Genomic DNA, 18,073 nt, shown 5'->3' with positions numbered 1-18,073 from the left:
ATTCTAATTTTAAGTTTTTCAGGTTTCCAGCAACCCTATTCGAGGGTTAAGAATTGTTTATCTAAATGTTGAGAAACACAAACAGCTGGTTGTTACTGCGCAACTTTACCGCTTGGTGCCCATATACCCTAGCTTATACCGTATCAAAAGGAGCCTTGCTAGTAACCAATAATCTGGGCCAAGCAACAAAGAGGATATAAAAGCACTATATCAACTTGCCCCTTCGGTTGTTTTTATTTTTTATTTTCCCAATGCTCGATTACATAGTAATCCTCTGGCTTTAATATATTTTGATGCTCTTTACTCACACTGGTTCTCAGTGGCGGTCTATTTTGATCTAACTTAAATAATGGTGCACTTATGATAGGCAGGTTTCCAAGTCGCTCATCCAAGATATCACCCTGCTCTGCCATCCAGCTGAATAATTGTGTTTTTAGCCGTTGTTTTACGTTTTGTAATTGAGGGTCATTAATTAAGTTTATTTGCTCAAATGGATCGTTGTCTAAATCATATAACTCTTCAAAAGATTCATCTTTATGCTTCATAGCACCTTGGAGAATAAACACATTAATATTAGGGTTATCGGTTAAGTTTTTATCCAAAACTTCAAGTGCGTTAAAATTACGAATGTACTTATAGCGTTTATCACGGATCATACGAGATGGAAAAATATGCGCGTTGATAATATTTTGATTAGTTCGTATGCCGTATACATACTGATGAATTGGAGCATCATTACCTTCAAGAATAGGTAAGAAGCTTTTCCCATCCATACTTGAGTCTTGCTTGCCACCAGCAATATCCATAAAGGTAGGCAATACATCTGTATAGTGGATCAATTGCCCTGAAGTAGACCCAGGTTTAATAACCCGCGGCCATCGTGCTACAAATGGTATATTTAAACCGATGTCTTTAACTGTAAATTTACCAGATACCCCATGATCTGCGCTGTATATAAATAAGGTGTTGTCTGTTAAGTATTTATCAACCATTTTTAAGACGTGTTCGATTTGCGTATTATCCTCAGCAATACTGCGATAATAGCCTGCTCTTTTCTTAATATAGGCTTTATCTGATTTAAGGTGACTATCAAATGGGTGAAACTTAATATCTTTTACTTCTGGGTTCTTTACATCAAAGTACTTGCCATGCGGATACTTAGAGGTAATAAACATAACAAATGGTTTTGTAGCAGATTTAAAGTAGCGTTCAATATTTTCAAGTGGAATATAGTCTCGCGGAACACCTTCTTTTGGTACTGGTTCCCACTCCTGATCCCAATCATACACACTGGCTGGCTTTACGTGGCTTTTACCCGCTAATACAACTTGGTAACCTAACTCTCTCATTTGCTTAGTAACAGAGGAAATATCTGGCTTAGTTGGAGTATGGTTTGCAAATGCACCATTCTTTAAAGGGTATTTACCAGTAAAAAGTTGCGTTCTACTTGGCGCGCATATGGCTTGTGCTGTAAATGCTCGATTAAACAGCATCCCCTCTTGTGCCAACTTATCAATGGCTGGTGTATGAACTTTCTCGTTACCATATACACCGTAATCTGTAATGTCTTGGTCATCAGCCAAGTAAAAAATGATATTTGGCTTACTGTTGTTCTCGATATTAGTGCTTTGAGCAACTGTAGTGTTCGCATGTACTTTAGTTGTATTTATTAGCATTAATACTAATAAACTAACCAAACTTATTACTGTTGATGATTGTTTCATGTTCAACTCTAGTTATTTTATGGTATAGAAATAAAATTTGATTTAACTCTTATATTACCGTTGCCTAGGAGATTCACTAGACAACGGTAGCATCAAGCCATTAGTTAGTTTTGCAATTACGTAGCGTTATACAAGCTGTTAACTGCTCTCTTAACGCGGCAGCTTGTTTTTGATAACGCGGGTCATTAACGACGTTATTTATTTCGTGAGGATCTTCTGAGTGATCGTATAGCATTTCCTCAACCTTGTTATCTTCTGTGATATAAGACGAGAAAATATAATTATCTGTGATGATAGAGTCCCCTGTTTTAAAGCGGCTATATACTTGTTTTTTATGTACACGATCTGGCTGTTTTAGGACATCAACAAAGCTTTCCCCATCAATTTTTATTGATGGATTGATATTAGCTATTTCTGTGATAGTAGGGAAAATATCAATGAGCTCAACTAATGCATTAGTTTTTTGATTTTTCACTGCATGTGGCGAAGAAACAATCATAGGTATACGTAATGACGTGTCCAGCAAAGTGTGCTTAGTCCAAAAATTATGCTCGCCAAGCTGAAAACCATGATCACTGAGCAACATGATTGTTGTGTTATCGCGTAAACCAAGATCATCTATTTTATCAACAATGTCACCCACTAATGCATCAATGTAACTGACTGAAGCATAATAGCCTTGAATTGAAGAAAGGTGGAATGCATCACTATTATACTCATAATCTTTAAAGTGATAGGTGTGAATCTCACCTGAGCCACGTAAAGAACTAGGCGCTAAATGAGGACGCTCACGAAAGAAAAAGGGAGTGAATTTTTCTTTTGGGTGCAAATCGTAATACTTTTTCGGTGCATAAAAAGGTAAATGTGGTCTGATAAAACCCACACTCATAAAAAACGGTTGTTGTTCTGCTGATAACCGCGTTAGAGCTTGTAATGCTTTTTGCTTAACTTTTCCATCTGGGTATGCTTCATCAGGCACATCAGCGGTTTCATACCAAGGACCATTTTTTAGCCATTCAACGTGAGCATTTTCTTTGATATAGTTTTTCGAATCTGGGTTTAACATTGTTGCATGAGGCATACCAGATACCTGTATTTTTTCACTCCAGCTCACTGTTGCTAAATCTTTAGCATTATGAAAAATCTTACCCAAACCAATTGTATGGTAGCCAGACTCTCTTAAAACTTGCGGCAGTGATTTTGAATTAGGCGCATCTTTCTCTGCCATCGCTTTATAGTCGATGAAACGGTTTTTTGTTGGTCTTAAGCCAGTCAACATACTTGCTCGAGATGCTCCACACACTGGTACATTGCTATATGCATAGTCAAACGTAACCCCCTCTTTCGCCAAAGCATCAATATTGGGGGTATACGCTTTTTCATCTCCATATGCGCCAAGCACCGGTCTAAGGTCGTCAATCACTATCATCACAATATTTTGTTTTTCTGTATTTTTGGTTGTTCTGACTTCCTCAGTTGCTGCGCCTTTAGAACTAATACACAACGAGCTCATAAGCAGTATAAAGCTGTAAACTAGCTTGCTATTTTTAAAAATAATTTTCATAGTAATTATCCTTTAATATTTTAATCTGCAACACTGTCGTCTTATACAAGCAAAGGGAATGAATACAACTCATACGTCCTCTGCAAATAAAGAGTATGTATTAATTAGCGTGGACGAAACTGACCATCACGCCATAGATACAGACGCTGTGCACTGCCTTTTTTAACGTTGAGTAAAACAGCCACTCCTTGACCATTGCTGGCTTTTACAATTTCCATTTCGATTCTTGATTTAGCTAGATTTAAGTAAGTTTGGTCAATGCGCCAACGTTGAGCATCAGCACTTTTTGCAATAGCAAAAACTGCTTTACCTTGCCGGTCTTTATAAGTGACAGCCGCTGTATAGCTATTAGGTTCTTTAGTTAATATTTCTAGCTTTCCTATGTTTGATATCGTGTTGTTTTCACTGTCAACTAAGGTTCTGTTAGCAGTGCCAGGCATGGGTTTACTATGCTCCCATTGACCATCTTTAAAGACTGTCATTCGCCATTCTCTGTAGTCTTTAGTTCGCGCTTGATAAGCAACAGCTGGAACTTTGTCAGCCAGAATAAGAGGGGCTGTAGTAAAGGGAGTCTCTTCTCTTTGCGTAGAATCAAAGGCAAGTGTTTTTTGATTTGCGACTTCTAACGTAATTGGTAATGTTAACTTTTCGTTTTCGGCGTTATAAAATGTGTCAGTTGTAGTATCCAGCTTCATATAATAAGCGTTAATACGACTATACGTTGACTTGTCATGCACCTCTAAGAAGTTGCATTCATGCCATAAAGAACTGATCACTATTTCCGTATCCGACACTTTCATGGGATTAATATAAAAGGTGTCTACATTAATAGGGTTTTCTACCTGCGGGGTTGGTATAGTGATAACGACGGGAGGCTCAAAAGTTTGCTCACCATTTTTCATTTTGTAATATACCCATGGCGATTTATGCGTGCCCGCTCGAGTAAATAGATAAATATCACCATTAGCCATTTTTTCACTCGCGGTATATGAAGCGAACGGTGTGATGTCATTCACGTATACAAACTTACTGATATCATTTGGTTTTTCTGACATTACATGCAGCATCCTACCGCCAGCATGCGGCGTATCAATTGACAACGGATTTAACCCGTCCTCTCTTTCACCGCCATGTCCCCCATAAATAATATGAAAGTGCCCCTTGCTATCCTGTTCAATAATTGGCCGACCGTGGCTATCAATTTTTCTATCGCCCTTGGAGAGTGTACTTTCTGCCGCTTTATAAGGTCCATCCCATCGATGCGTTTTCAGATCATAGCTGGCAATATATGGGTCTGTTAAATGTCCTTGATAGGTAATAAATACTTTATCACCAATTACATCACGCCATCCTGTATGCGGGTTTCCTTGTAAGTTATCGGTAAAGTACCCGTCGGGGAGCTTTGGTAGTGATGACGGTAGTACTTTTTTTGGCCCAAGATCTTCTTGAGGTAATTCGTATATCTGATGGAATGTTTTACCTTCGGTATAGTTATCATAAATAGCTTGATACTCAGGGTAAGCCCCATATAAGTACTGATCAATTCTCCAGCGCCAATATTCACTACTTTGCGGATCATTCGGGTCAACTTGATTTTCTAATGTTGAAAACACGTTATCAGTTACTGAGTATTTTTTTATTAATTCAGATCTTTCACTCATAAACGATTTCTCGGTAGTCGCTACCGAATTGGATGAGCAAGCAGACGTAAGAAGACCGGCTGTCAGCATTAAATTTAAAATGATGGTTTTTTTACTCAGCTTAAAAGCTTTATGAGGTGCTAATAATTGCATAGTGTGTCTCGGTGTGTTTGTATCGAAGCTGAATCGCAGAGCGTAATAAATAAAGTACTCGATAGCGATTCATTTAGTGGTGGCTTATTCTTAACGATATGAACAAACCACACTGTTTGATTTTTAAATAAGAAGTATCTGGCTGTTACAGTTCCAAATAACCTGACTTTTCGTACGATGTATTAAGCGTATGTTCTTTATACTGCAAGCTCTTACCGTGCCCGATGTACATATCGACAAGTTTGTTTTGCTCATCCGTAGTTATAACAGCAAATTTGCCTTGGAAATGAATCCCTAAACTATTGTCTTCATATTTATCGTTGATATTTTCCTGAACAATGATGTACTGCGTCAACGACTTGTTATTTATTGTTGCGCTTACTTTCATGCCTTTAAATACACCTTTTGAGTAAAGTCGTTCAACAGACGTTAACGCATAATCCTCACCTTCGGTAATCGATTCATACGCAACCACAAATGGGTTACTCCACGTTTGGCCTTGGTGGCGCATTACAAACGTTGGCAATGGTTTTTTATTATAAGATGCCGACGCGCCGTAAGCTTGCGGAGCATTAACAGTAGTAAGCTCTACATCTAGCCCTGCTGGGATCAATGCGCGCATTACAATTGATTTATCCCCTAGTTTAGACGCTGTAAATGTTGCCTCATACTGCTGTGAAGACGTTTTAGCTGTTTTAACATCTTCAAAGTAATGCCACCCTGGATGTTGATAGTCTTTATGCTTAACCCAAGGGGTTTTAGCAGCAGCTTGATAACGTTCAGCGTCTGATTGTAGATTTACTTTTTTAGAGTCTGACGTTATATCAACTTTGTCGCCAATGTTGTGATACACATAATCATGAAACTCATCGTTATAACTACTTTTAGCTCTAAATATGTCAAGGTAATACCCTTTGGTATCTGAAAGCTTTATTAAAGCTAAAGTACGTTGGTGATCAGCCGGTGCTATTTTATTAAATTCATCATAAAACGATGACATATTAAATGAGTACTTATCTGACACCCCTTCTTCACCGGCAGCAGGCTCCATAGCGATAGACTGCACGCGGTTAATACCTAAGTTGATCCAATCACCGCTAGAGGCAGATGCACCATTACTTATCACTGAGTTATGTGCGGCAAATAAACGATAATAATTTTCATGAATTGGTGTTCTGTAAGTGCCTTTACCACCATCAACGCCAAGTACGTGACCTTGACCATATAACTCCATATCCATACCTGAGGCATGACCATGAATATACGAACCACCAGCAACAAACGCCATTAGGCTATCTTTTACAGGATTTTGCTTACTGATATTTCGTTGAATATTCATTCCCGCATATTCTAAACGCTTTGTTCTGGGGCGTGGTGGTGCTACGTCTACTTCTTGGCTGCTTTGTATTTCTTTGGTAAACCATAATAACTGTAATGGCGTGTAATACGGGCTCGCGCCATAAGAACGCTTATGCAGATGCCCACGATCATATACGCCAGCATTTATGCTTGAAGCGAGGTAATTACTAAAGTCATTTATCTGTTTTTCGTTGTTATTTAATTTTGCTAACAACAATGACATTTCTAAAGCAGAATACTCTGGTTTATAAGTACGGTGACCATCACCAATATAGGGGTATTCATTATTAGGATATTGAAGATCATAATATGATGTAAATGCCGCAGGAATATTGGTATATTTTTGTCCCAATTTTAGTGTAGGGTCATAGCGGTCAAGTAAAGTCATTAAATACACCGAAAACGCTGCAACATGTTTTGAATACTGAAAAGACTCCGGCCAGATATCACCTTCATTTTCAAACTTTCTTGCAACCGTATTTAACGAAGCTTGATGCTTTGTATCCACATGTGTGTAATACGGCAGGTTTTTAGCAATTTTATTTGGATCATCTAACGCTAGGATATTATGCACTAAGCTTGATGATTCTAGTACAGGCCAATTCGAGTCTAATAACCCTTTGTTAAGTGCCAACCACACATAAGTTTCAAAAACCTGTTGTGCTTGCATGAAATCAAACGTTACTAGGTTATCTGATTGCAGATCGTAAACCTTCCCCCCTGACTTCAGATACGGATAAACAAAATCATAAATAATCGGTAATTGAGCACCAATAACACGTGCTTCATAAAGGTGATCACCCGGGAACATCCAACTTGAGTTCATTGCGCCTTCTTTATGAACTTTCATTAGCATTAATGCGTTGGTATATGTATTAAGTATGTCAGCACCACAGGCGGCGTATTTATCTTCCTGAGTTATATAATACATCACACCACAATCAACACCGTCTTGCAGCGCTTTAATAACCAGCTGTAACTGCTCTTTAGTGCCACCATTTTTAACTCTAAAAAGTGGTAACGTAGGTGCTTGCGACTGATCTTTATTCCAAATTAGTGGTAATTCTTCAAGTGGTTTTAGACGTTGCTCTTTGTTAAGTGCAGCGATTGGCTCGACACGATGTTTAAGCTCTTCAAATAATGACTTAGCCCAAGGTTCTGTTTTAATTTTATTTAAAATTTCTGGACGTTCAGATTTTTTAACCCAAATTGAAGGGCGTTCTACTTCTGTAGCCGACGCTCTAAATACGATGAGTGTTATAAAAAGGATAAAACAAGTTGCGACTGCGTTAGAGCCCCAAAAAGTACGCACTGGTATTTCCCGTTTTATTTTGCTGTTGATTACAAACATTGTCGGTAATTCCTAAATTATTGTGTGTTTATTGTTGCAAGGGTATTTAAAATTAGATTATATTTTTACAGCGATTAAGCGCTTCTAAAAAATAATAATCGCCATAATTTAACGCGGCATTTAGCTCTTTACCGGCGGGGTAATTACCCGTAGCTTGTTTAAGTAAGAAGTAACCATTTTCACCTTTTTCAGCTAAGTACTCTGGTGAGCTTAAGCTTCGTAACATTGTCATCGCGGCTTTGCGATAACGTGTAGCTTCTTCTTTTTCAACATAGGTGGCCAACTCAAGTAGTCCACTTGCAAGAAGAGATGCAGCTGACGAATCGCGATAGTTATGAATTTCAGGATCATCTGGTGCGTTATAATCAAAATACGGAACTAGATCTTCAGGCATATTCTTATGTGTAAGGATATAGTTAACAATATTTCGTGCATGGTTTAAAAATTTTTCATCTTTTGTGTAGCGATAAACCATTGTATAGCCATAAGCACCCCATGCTTGGCCTCGAGACCAAGATGAGTCATCAGTAATGCCTTGAAAGGTTTGTTTTGAAACTGGTAGCCCTGTATCTCGGCTGTAATTAACTAGGTGGTATGAGCTGAAATCATCCCTAAAATGATGTTTCATCGTCACTGTGGCATGACTTACAGCAGCGTTATAATAGGTTTTGTCCCCTGTCGCAATTGACGCATTAAATAACAATTCTAAATTCATCATGTTATCGATAATGACCGGAAACTCCCAAACACCCCAACTCCATGAGAATGTAGCACCAATTTTGGGGTTGTAACGCTCCATCAATGTTTGAGCTGTACTAACTAAAATAGGAGTATAACTTTTATTACCCGTTAGTCTTACCCCATTACCAAAGCTGTTATTCATAATAAAACCCACATCATGAGTTTTACGATTAAAACGCATATCTTCTAATGCACTCGTCCACTCTACGGCGGTGTTTAGCCAGCTTTGATCTTGATTGTGCTCATACATATACCAAAAGCTGCCTGCGACAAAGCCACTTGTCCATCCCATTGGAGTAATGAAATTGACTTTACCGTCACTAAAAGAGGTAGGGATTTTATTTGGGTTTGTGTACGCTTGTCTGAAATCGTCCAATTGCAATTGGGCTTTATCAAGTGTGGCACGACAAAACTGAACATTTTCATTTAAAAGAGTACCTTGCTTACTATTCGTTTCAACCGCATCACATACCGGTAATGCAAATAAAACAGCAGCAGCCAAAGCACTTTTAGTTGTTATTTTTCTCATTAAACCCTCTTTTAAAAATCAGCCACTACATAATGATGTAGCAGACGCGCCTTACATTGACGCCTGTTCACCTGTTGCATATCGACTGAACAAAACATTCACAATGACTGATATTGACCCACTTTGATTGATAATGTCAAATAATAAATTATTTTGCTACATTTTACTTACACATTTATTCTTTTCTACTTAATTGAAGGGCTAAATATTATGAAAGGAAGCTTATTAAACTATAGGGCTTAATTTGTTTTCTCAGGCTTAAAGTAGTAACAGGGATCAAAAAATTTTAAAAGCATCTATTAAAAAGCAACTGTTTTACCAAAAAAATATCATTGATAATCACAGTGTTATATTTATAATGCTCCCCCGCCTGCTTCAGGTTGTCAGTATTTTATAAAGGAGTAAGTAGCTTGACTGTTAAACAAGCTTTAGTTTTTGAGAGTTTAATTAATGATATTACTCTTGATGAGGGAAAAGAAATAATCGAGAAAATTTTCAAAGCTAACTCTCAGCAGATAAATGCTTTTTTTGAAAAACTTCCGGTTTTTAGGGCCTCATATCAGCGAGCAAAAGACTATCAACATATTCTCAGACAAAAAGGGATCATCACAACACTAACAACACCAAACACTTCGCCGAATAGTGTAACAATTGAGCAATTGTATAAAATCATGCTTGAATTAAAGAAAGGGCAAGAAATAATTGAAAGTAAATTAGAAGAACAAAATAAAACTATTAATTCTATGAAGATAAGAAGCTTTCCTGAAACTAGTAAAAGTCTTGGTCAAGCTTTAGATTCAATCAAAATTCCCAGTTCTGAAAGCATAACTGGAAAGATGATGGAAAATTTATCACCAGCAAAATTAAAGGTAAAACCTTTTAAGCTTAGTTACCCAAAAAAGTCCATAGAATTCAACTGGTGGGCCTTACTTTTTGGCGCTAGTTACGTTTGTGGTTACGGTAAACTAAAAAAAGGTATTTGTTTAGCCGCAATATCAGGTGTTCTACCTTTATTTGCAGTAATCGTTGCTCTCTATTGCGGATTTACAGCTAACAGGACACTCCCCGTGAAACAAGCCCCATTTAATTGGAGGCATGTGGCATTAAGTGTTACGACTAGCCTTATAACAGCTTTATTTTCTTACGGTTTAATCAAACAACTTTCATCATAGATGTAACTATAACAAGCATTGGAGATATTTATTTTGTTATGCACAGTAGCCTCATTCTTATTATACGGTATTTTAAACTGTAGTGATTCAGGAGCTAATATAACTCGAACTGCCCATATATCAGAAGAGAAAGTAATCAATTTCATGAACAGATTTTCTGATCAAATGAAAATGCAACCCAAACATCAAAAACGCAGTGAAGATGAAAACCGAGAATTATTATCAAAATATTTAATAGACGCACAAAATTATTCTGAAATTTCAATTGGTACTTCATTAGCTTTAATCAGCTCAGATCATTGCCTTGGTAGCTTTGATGTGAATTACGAACTTCATTACAAAATTATGGTATTTTTTAAAAACGTAGGATTATTTAACCATAAGCAAGCTTTAGAATACGGAGTTATTGATGAGGAATCCTATGACCTGCTTAATTCGATAGCTTCAGGAGCCTGCCCTGCCACTTATTCTGAGCTTGCTCCCCTTAACGAAATAATATCCGTTTTAGGCGAAAGCTTTGTACTTTCAAATACCACTATGTCTGATAACTCTCTAGCTACAAGAGAAGAAGAAACTATTGGCACAGGAAATTGGCGTACAATGATGGAGATGTTAACCAAAGCGAGAAAAAATAAATTAATCAAGGTAAAAGATAATACAAATAAAAAACACGAATTTTTATGGTATGAGTACTTCGAAGAAGAATTTAACTTTAGCATTAACGTCACAAATAAATACTCTGAAATAATGAATAAAGTAGAACCCACGAGGGAATCTATTGAAGATTATTGGGCTCATATTTAAAAATCAACGCATACCTTATAAGAACGATGGATGTAGCTTGATTTATTGACAATCCGTGAGAAATTACGAATTCAGGTGTGACTCCTAAGCAATACCTAGCGCCATCTATGATGGCGCTAGGTTGTACTCATTAAATAAAATTACCTTTAATTTCATAGTTACCAGGTGGTAATAAGTCAGTACTTTGTACATTCATGGAATCATTACGAATAATACTGATGTTTTTTATGTCTGGAAGTACCAATGACGCCTCAGTATTTTTTGGCACAGTTAAATACATACTAAGTTGCTGATTTTTTATCGACCAACTAACTGCAATTTCACCTTGAGGGGTTGGGTGACTACCGCTAACCTCTGACAGTTTAGTAGTAAACTGCGGCTCAACTTTAAAATGTTTAAAGCCAGGCTGAGTTTGTTCAATACCTAGCATTCCACGATAAAACCAACTAGCAATAGCGCCGTAAGCATAGTGATTAAGCGAATTCATTTTCTCACCATTAAAACCAGTTTCTAGCGAATAAGAATCCCAACGCTCCCAGGTGGTAGTAGCGCCGTTTTTTATCGAATAAAACCATGAGGGATAGCTTTCTTTAAATAAAATCTCATACATGAGATCGCTATGACCAAATTTTTGTAATACTGGCGCTAATAGTGGCGTACCTAAGAATCCAGTGCGTAAGTGGCGGTCGCTCTTGTCAATTAAAGTAACCAACTGTTCAACCGCTTGATTTTGTTCTTCAACAGCAAACAGATCAAAAGCGAGGGGCAGCAAATAACTGGTTTGTGTTGTTTTAGGTGATATTTTTTTTGTTGGGCCTTGTCTTTCACTGCCATTATTGTAGATCGGCGGTTTGATAATATTGGTGCGAAGTAACAAGTTTTCATCAAAGAAGTAATCTCGAAACTTGCGTTTAATATTATTGAACAAAACGTCATATTGATCAGCATCAGTGTGGTAACCTAGAATGCGAGCCGTTTTAGCAACAATATCTGCTGAATAGGCGTAATAAGCCGTTGCAATTAAATCTCTGTGAGTGTCGCCACCATTATTACCATCACTGGTGAAAGGTTGTAGCCAGTCTCCATGGCTACTCATGGTAGAAATATGCTGATAACTGTTAAATGTATGATAACCCAACCAACGTTTCATCATGATGTAGTTTTCTGCAAGAATAGTTTTGTCGCCAGTAAATTGATAAAGCTCCCAAGGTACAATCGTTGCAGCATCGCCCCATGCAGAACCTGTTAAACTGGTCAAAAAATTACGAAAAGGAACAAAGTTTGGAACCATACCATCAATACTTTGTTCTTCACGAACACTTTCAAGCCATGCGGCCCAAAATCCATAAACGTCGGCTTTATACATCGATGTCTGAGCAAATACTTGCGCATCACCTGTCCAACCTAAACGTTCATCACGCTGTGGGCAATCGGTTGGTATATCTAAAAAGTTACCACGTAATCCCCACGATACATTATCTGACAGCTGATTTAGATTAGCGTTAGTACTGGTGAAATTATCGTAAACGTCAAAATTAGAATGCAATACTTTACCTTTAATCCAATCAAGGGAAGGTGGTTTGGTTTGATCGTATCCAGATAACTCAACAAACTGATAACCATGAAAAGTAAAGGTTGGCTGATAACGGATCACGCCTGTTTTACTCGGAGTATAAAGATCGGTCGCTTTCGCTGAGCGTAAGTTAGTTACGGCAAACTCACCTTTATCAATAGCTTCTGCAAAACGTAATTTGACTTGCTGATTTTTAATGACAGGAATATTGATTTCTGGCACTCCCACCATATTTTGCCCCATATCAAAAATTGTTATGCCATTTTTCTGGCTAACAATTTTTACTGCTGGAATAGTTAACGTTTCACGAACCGTAGAATGACGCTTAGGCTTCAATAACACATGCTGTTCAAGTGGTTCCGTAATAACCTTTTGCCATTTATCTGCATCTTGATTTTTATCAAAGTCAGCGCTGTGCCAATTAGTTAGTTCAAAATTAGCATCATAAATTTCCCCATCATAATTACTCGCTTCGCGAATTGGGCCTTGGTCAGTCGATTGCCAATCTTTATTTGATGCAACGATTTGTTGAGTGCCATCTGTAAATGTGACTTCTAATTGCGCCAATAGGCGCATAGGTAACATATACTGCTGCTCTGTTGGGTGGAATATTCTTCCGCTGTGCCAACCTTCAGCAACAATTGCAGCTAATGTATTTTCACCTATTTTTAAATGTGATGTCACATCATAAGTGAGTGTTTCGATACGTTTGTGATAAGGAGTCCAACCGGGAGTCATCACATCATTACTAATGGCTTTACCATTTATAAAAGGTTTAAATACACCTTTTGATGTGATGTATAACCGTGCTTGATAGATGTCTTTATCTAAACTAAAACCCTTGCGTAAGTAGTGTGGTCGGTAGTATTTATTATTAGGTGCGGGGAAACGCCCACCTTTGACGGTTCGATTAAACACACTATCTTCATCAAACTCATTAGCATCTGGATGGCCTATCCATTTTGCTTGCCAGTCATCATTATTCAATAGACCTATTTCAAGGTGGTTAACCTCACTCCATTTAGAAGCTTGATCATTTTCATCCCACATTTTTACTCGCCAATAAACCTTTTGACGAGACAATAAGTTTTTACCTTGATAGCTTATCCAAGCGCTATTGTCTGAGACAACCTTTTCGCTATCCCAAATAACTTGGGTATCAAGAAATTTAGCTGAAGTCGCAACCTGAATTTGATAAGCAGATTGAAACTGAGCTTTGCCGTACTGGGGTATTTTCCAACTAAAACGTGGCCGTTGTTCATAATAACCAAGTGGATTGACAAACCCTTCCCCCACTTTTAACTGTATCGGAGCAGCTACTTGCGCTACAACTTTGCTAGATTCTGATTCAGTAGAGTGCTGATTATGTTCTGCACAACCTGCTAAAAATATAAAAACAGAAAATAGACTTACATGAACTTTAATTGCCCTATTAACAAAACTACTTAATGATCTTATCAATTTTCTCATGGTGATATTCCTCTAAGATACGTTATATAAGCATTACTTTATAAGTGCTTATCGCATTGTTACACCGGTAGCAAAAAGCATAATGTCATCTGTTACTTCGCTACGACCAACATATATCCCCCAGCGGAAACCTATTTCTTCTGTACGTGGCCATTGGCCATTACCAACTTTATTGCCATCAATATAAACTTCGTAATCTATACCGTTATCCCTTACTCGCACATCAAAGCCTTTACCATTCATATTTTTAGCTACTATGTACTTGTTATTTCCTATCTCAGGCTGCTCTTTTCGCGGTACATACCAAATATTTCCGTGTTCATCTAAGCGGATCATCACAGACCAGTGGTCGACATTATTTCCTTTAGCTTGAAATATTGAGCACATGTGCGGTAGTGCACATCCAGCTGACTTTATAATAGTGAAACGCCCTTCCCACTCTCGCCATACGCCGTCTTGTGGCGCCCACTTATCGGTCACGCTAAAGCTTTCTATGCGTGCTGCATTTTCACGTTGATTTCGAAGATTTTCTTCATCTTTAAATAAGCGGAAAACTTGTGTATTACCGTCTTCTTGGTACCAACGAGTCCAACGTTCGAACTCATTACGACGAATTGACGCATGGCCAACAGTATGAATCGCTAAATTGTCTTGGATGATTGAGTTATTCGCATAAGGACCAACTTCAACAAGAGCGTTATTTACATCAATTTTAGAGCCTTTAAACCCCTTATTAGTATTAGTGTGATGTGGTCTTAACGCGTCACTGTCTTTAACCATTTGCCAATTTGGATCATCACCCAATTGTGTGTACAACGCAGAAGCTTTACTCTCTAATTGCACATTTTGATTTTGCGCATTACAAGCACAGAGCGTTAATACTGCTGTCATTGAAATTAATACTGTACGGATAATCATTGTTTATTACCTTTATAGTTTGTGTGTTAAATTAGTCTTTAGGCTTTGTACTGTTGATAATTAATAAATACATTGCAGTGTATGGGAGCTAACAAATTTAGATACCCAGATAGCGATATCAATGCGATTTGAGAATCCATCCACAGCACACTGGTATCAACGTCGACTTGGTGTGTTAGTAATAACTAACGGCTAAATTCAAAAGTGTATTCACCCGCCTCAAAAAGCGCCTTTGGCTTATTAGGAAGTGTTACGTAAGCACTGCTGTTATTAGGAATTTCAAAGCTCCACTTAATAACATTTTCTTTTTGAGCCCATTTACTTTTTATCTTGCCGTAACCAGACTCGTAAGTAACATCAACCCATTCAAGCTCTTTTGGGAAGACAGGGCGTAATTCAAAGGTTTGATAGCCTGGTTCATTATCTAAAGGCCGAATCCCACCTAGTCCTTCGTAAAACCAACCATCGTAGCCACTGTGAAATGGGTGGTTCAATGAACGCCCTGGTGCATTTCTTCGCTCGGGGTCAAGATCAGGATCTATAACGCCTTTTCGCTCCCACAAGGTAGTAGCATTCAGCTTATCGAATTGATATGAGTAACCGGGGTAGCCTTTCGCTGTGAAAATATTAAATGCAGTATCGCCATAACCATAATCGCTCAGAGCTAAATACAAATAAGTTTGCCCTAGAGCACCAACGGAACCATGCCCATTCCACTTTTCAACAACATCTTTATTAAGGGCGTCTGCAATTGATCGGCGTAGCAGAGCTGGCGCAATACCAAAACGAATCGCCATTGCATCCGCTGTTTGACTGCCATAATGTCCTGTTTCAGTGTTATAAAACTCTTTATTAAACTGCTTGCTTATCGATTGGAATAGGTTGGAGTAGTATTGTTCTTTTTGAGGCTCATTAAGTAATTCTGCAATTTTACTCATCAAATCTGAACCATGAGCGAGTAACGCTGAACTAGTAATAGTTGGTGACGTATGTTGGGGGTTACAACGCTTTCTGCCCATTCCGGGCTTAAGAACTGGGTCGCACCAATCTCCATATCCAATACGAAGTAAACCATTATCTAATTTAGTTTCAGCTAACTCCATATATTCAACTAAACTATTAAACTGCGCTTTTAGAACTTGTAAATCACCGTGGTGGCGGTAATGTTCCCAAGCAATCATGATTTCAGCTACAGCCCAATCAAAATTACCACCGTGAGTTCTCTTACCCGGCACAACAGCAGGAGCTTGAAAAGTGGCCGTTTTAAAATCGCCCAAATATTTCTGCCAAAAATTACCCATGTTGTAATTGTAATTTCCAGTAATAAGAGCTGCATGTGCATCCCCCGTCCAACCAGCACGCTCGCGAATAGGACAATCCATTGGTACTGCCATTAAATTGCTTTCGTAGGTCCATAACGCTAAATCATGAATACGATTGATCAATTCATTTGAGCTTTCAAAAGTACCTGCTATTTTTACATCGCTTCTTACTAAATGAGCGGTGATTGCGTCAATAGTGGGCGCTTTTTCAAGCCCTGTAATTTCTAAATAGCGAAAGCCATGCCAAGTGAATTCAGGAGTCCACGTTGATGCATCTTCACCCGATGCAATATATCCATCCACTTGCTTTAATAATGGCGCGCTCCCCCCTGTTTTTTGGCTAATATTGCCCTCAATATCGGCCCACTCAGCATATCTAAAATAAATAGCCTGCCCTTCTCGTAATCCTAATTTATCAAGATCAAATGTCGGCACGCCAGTAAAGTTTTGCCCAAAATCTAACACCCAAACGTTTGGTTTAGGTTGAAATATTTTTCGTACAGCCATGCTTTTTACTGGGCGAATAGCTGGTAAAAGTTGCGGTTCGAGCTTTTCTGTAGGCCACTGTGCGAGTGCTTTAACTGGTACCCAGCCTGATAGGTTTTCAGTATTTACATTCCAATCGTTAACCACTTTATTAGCATCATACAATTCGCCAGAAAAAACGCCCTCTTTCACAACGGCTGAAGGGTGGCTTAGCCAATTTTCATTAGATGCTACTAACTGTGTAGAACCATCATCATAGGTAAGCTCTAATTGAGCTATAAATTTAGGCTGACCATAAGAGAGGGTTTTTGATGGCTTATCCTTTGACCCGTCAGGGTTTTTCCAGCGACTAAAAGCAATATTTTCATCATACCAGCCACTCCCTAGGTGAACTGCGATTGTATTCTTACCAAATAAAAGGAAATTCGAAACTTCATCAGTGTTGTATAAAATACGTTTATCGAAATCTGTTTGACCTGGGTCCATAATGCGATCTGAAACCCTCAAACCATTAAGATAAACTTCGTAATATCCCGCAGCAGTACTATGAAGCTTAGCTTTAACTACGCTTTTATCTTGCTGGGTTGCAAATGTATGACGAAATAAACTTGCTGTAGCTTGTGCGTTTACTTGCTCTACAACTAGCTTTTGTGTTTCAGCTTTTTGTTTTGGTAATTTTTGTAACCCTTCTTTGTGTGTGCCTGTTGCATAAAGTCCCCACTGTTTAACATTTTCCGTTAATGGTGTGGTTATTTGTTTTTTTACTTGCAACCACTTGGCTTGCCAATCACTTTGCTCAAGCAGCCCCATTTCCCACTTACTAGCCTTACTCCATTGACTTGCATGCTCTGTATCTGGCTGCCATACTCTTACACGCCAATAAACCTCATCATTAGTATTTAACTTAGCGCCTTGATACGCAATATTAAGTGATTGTTTCGATTGAACCTTACCGCTATCCCATAGCAATGCTTTTGAACTGAACTGGCTGTCTAGGCTTACCTGAACTTGATAATGAGATTGGTTTCTAATATTTGAATGCCATGACAACCTTGGATTAGTGTTATGGACATTTAAAGGGCTCGCTTTACTTTCCACTAATAAGTTATCAGGTTGAGCTAATGAACGCTCTTTATCTTGCGGCGCATTACATGCCGATAATAGTATTATTAAAAAGAGAGAGAAAATTTTTTTCATTACTTCGTACTCCCGATAGGGTCTTCTTCACAGTACGTAAAGCCTACGGATAAAAAAATTCCTATTAATA

The 18,073-nt window shown here is 38.2% G+C and carries 10 protein-coding genes; 2 read left to right on the top strand and 8 right to left on the bottom strand.

Annotated elements, in window-relative coordinates:
• Window positions 1-233: 233 nt before the first annotated feature.
• The 5 genes from B5G52_RS12415 to B5G52_RS12395 form a co-directional block, all read right to left on the bottom strand.
• A complete protein-coding gene (locus tag B5G52_RS12415; protein WP_087532967.1) occupies window positions 234-1,724 on the bottom strand; it encodes a sulfatase in 1,491 nt (496 codons plus the stop codon).
• A 100-nt stretch (window positions 1,725-1,824) separates the two neighbouring features.
• Complete coding sequence (locus tag B5G52_RS12410; protein WP_087532966.1) at window positions 1,825-3,288, bottom strand: sulfatase; 1,464 nt, start codon at window positions 3,286-3,288, stop codon at window positions 1,825-1,827.
• Window positions 3,289-3,392: 104 nt separating this feature from the next.
• Window positions 3,393-4,949 carry a BNR-4 repeat-containing protein gene (locus B5G52_RS12405; RefSeq protein WP_254911198.1) on the bottom strand — a complete coding sequence of 519 codons (1,557 nt, stop codon included), beginning with the start codon at window positions 4,947-4,949 and terminating at the stop codon, window positions 3,393-3,395.
• Window positions 4,950-5,226: 277 nt separating this feature from the next.
• Window positions 5,227-7,791 (bottom strand): heparinase II/III family protein, encoded by a 2,565-nt coding sequence (locus B5G52_RS12400; RefSeq protein WP_087532964.1) that lies wholly within the window; start codon window positions 7,789-7,791, stop codon window positions 5,227-5,229.
• 52 nt (window positions 7,792-7,843) lie between these two features.
• Window positions 7,844-9,061, bottom strand: a complete 1,218-nt coding sequence (locus B5G52_RS12395) for a glycoside hydrolase family 88 protein (protein WP_087532963.1) — start codon at window positions 9,059-9,061, stop codon at window positions 7,844-7,846.
• Window positions 9,062-9,471: 410 nt separating this feature from the next.
• On the opposite strand from B5G52_RS12395, the gene B5G52_RS12390 reads away from it, so the two are divergent.
• Both B5G52_RS12390 and B5G52_RS12385 read left to right on the top strand, forming a co-directional pair.
• On the top strand, window positions 9,472-10,233 hold the full coding sequence (locus B5G52_RS12390; RefSeq protein ID WP_087532962.1) for a hypothetical protein: 762 nt from the start codon (window positions 9,472-9,474) through the stop codon (window positions 10,231-10,233).
• 144 nt (window positions 10,234-10,377) lie between these two features.
• Entirely contained in the window at window positions 10,378-11,037 is a 660-nt protein-coding gene (locus B5G52_RS12385; RefSeq protein ID WP_087532961.1) for a hypothetical protein, read from the top strand.
• A 130-nt stretch (window positions 11,038-11,167) separates the two neighbouring features.
• On the opposite strand, the gene B5G52_RS12380 is transcribed toward B5G52_RS12385, so the two are convergent.
• From B5G52_RS12380 to B5G52_RS12370, 3 genes are all read right to left on the bottom strand, one after another.
• Entirely contained in the window at window positions 11,168-14,080 is a 2,913-nt protein-coding gene (locus B5G52_RS12380; RefSeq protein WP_087532960.1) for an alpha-L-rhamnosidase, read from the bottom strand.
• A gap of 48 nt (window positions 14,081-14,128) precedes the next feature.
• A complete protein-coding gene (locus B5G52_RS12375) occupies window positions 14,129-14,998 on the bottom strand; it encodes a hypothetical protein (protein WP_087532959.1) in 870 nt (289 codons plus the stop codon).
• A gap of 185 nt (window positions 14,999-15,183) precedes the next feature.
• Window positions 15,184-18,003, bottom strand: coding sequence for an alpha-L-rhamnosidase (locus tag B5G52_RS12370; RefSeq protein WP_087532958.1), 2,820 nt, complete (start codon window positions 18,001-18,003; stop codon window positions 15,184-15,186).
• Window positions 18,004-18,073 lie beyond the last annotated feature (70 nt).

This window comes from Pseudoalteromonas sp. A601, from assembly GCF_002165575.1.
Lineage (GTDB): Bacteria > Pseudomonadota > Gammaproteobacteria > Enterobacterales > Alteromonadaceae > Pseudoalteromonas.
The sequence above is the reverse complement of the archived record's forward strand: the minus strand, read 5'-3'. Positions and strand labels throughout refer to the sequence as shown.

Excerpts from the sequence above, each read along its gene's own strand:
- B5G52_RS12385 (WP_087532961.1), top strand. The coding sequence starts at position 10,378 with ATGAACAGATTTTCTGATCAAATGAAAATGCAACCCAAACATCAAAAA.
- B5G52_RS12410 (WP_087532966.1), bottom strand. The coding sequence starts at position 3,288 with ATGAAAATTATTTTTAAAAATAGCAAGCTAGTTTACAGCTTTATACTG.
- B5G52_RS12395 (WP_087532963.1), bottom strand. The coding sequence starts at position 9,061 with ATGAGAAAAATAACAACTAAAAGTGCTTTGGCTGCTGCTGTTTTATTT.
- B5G52_RS12415 (WP_087532967.1), bottom strand. The coding sequence starts at position 1,724 with ATGAAACAATCATCAACAGTAATAAGTTTGGTTAGTTTATTAGTATTA.
- B5G52_RS12400 (WP_087532964.1), bottom strand. The coding sequence starts at position 7,791 with ATGTTTGTAATCAACAGCAAAATAAAACGGGAAATACCAGTGCGTACT.
- B5G52_RS12405 (WP_254911198.1), bottom strand. The coding sequence starts at position 4,949 with ATGAGTGAAAGATCTGAATTAATAAAAAAATACTCAGTAACTGATAAC.
- B5G52_RS12370 (WP_087532958.1), bottom strand. The coding sequence starts at position 18,003 with ATGAAAAAAATTTTCTCTCTCTTTTTAATAATACTATTATCGGCATGT.
- B5G52_RS12375 (WP_087532959.1), bottom strand. The coding sequence starts at position 14,998 with ATGATTATCCGTACAGTATTAATTTCAATGACAGCAGTATTAACGCTC.
- B5G52_RS12380 (WP_087532960.1), bottom strand. The coding sequence starts at position 14,080 with ATGAGAAAATTGATAAGATCATTAAGTAGTTTTGTTAATAGGGCAATT.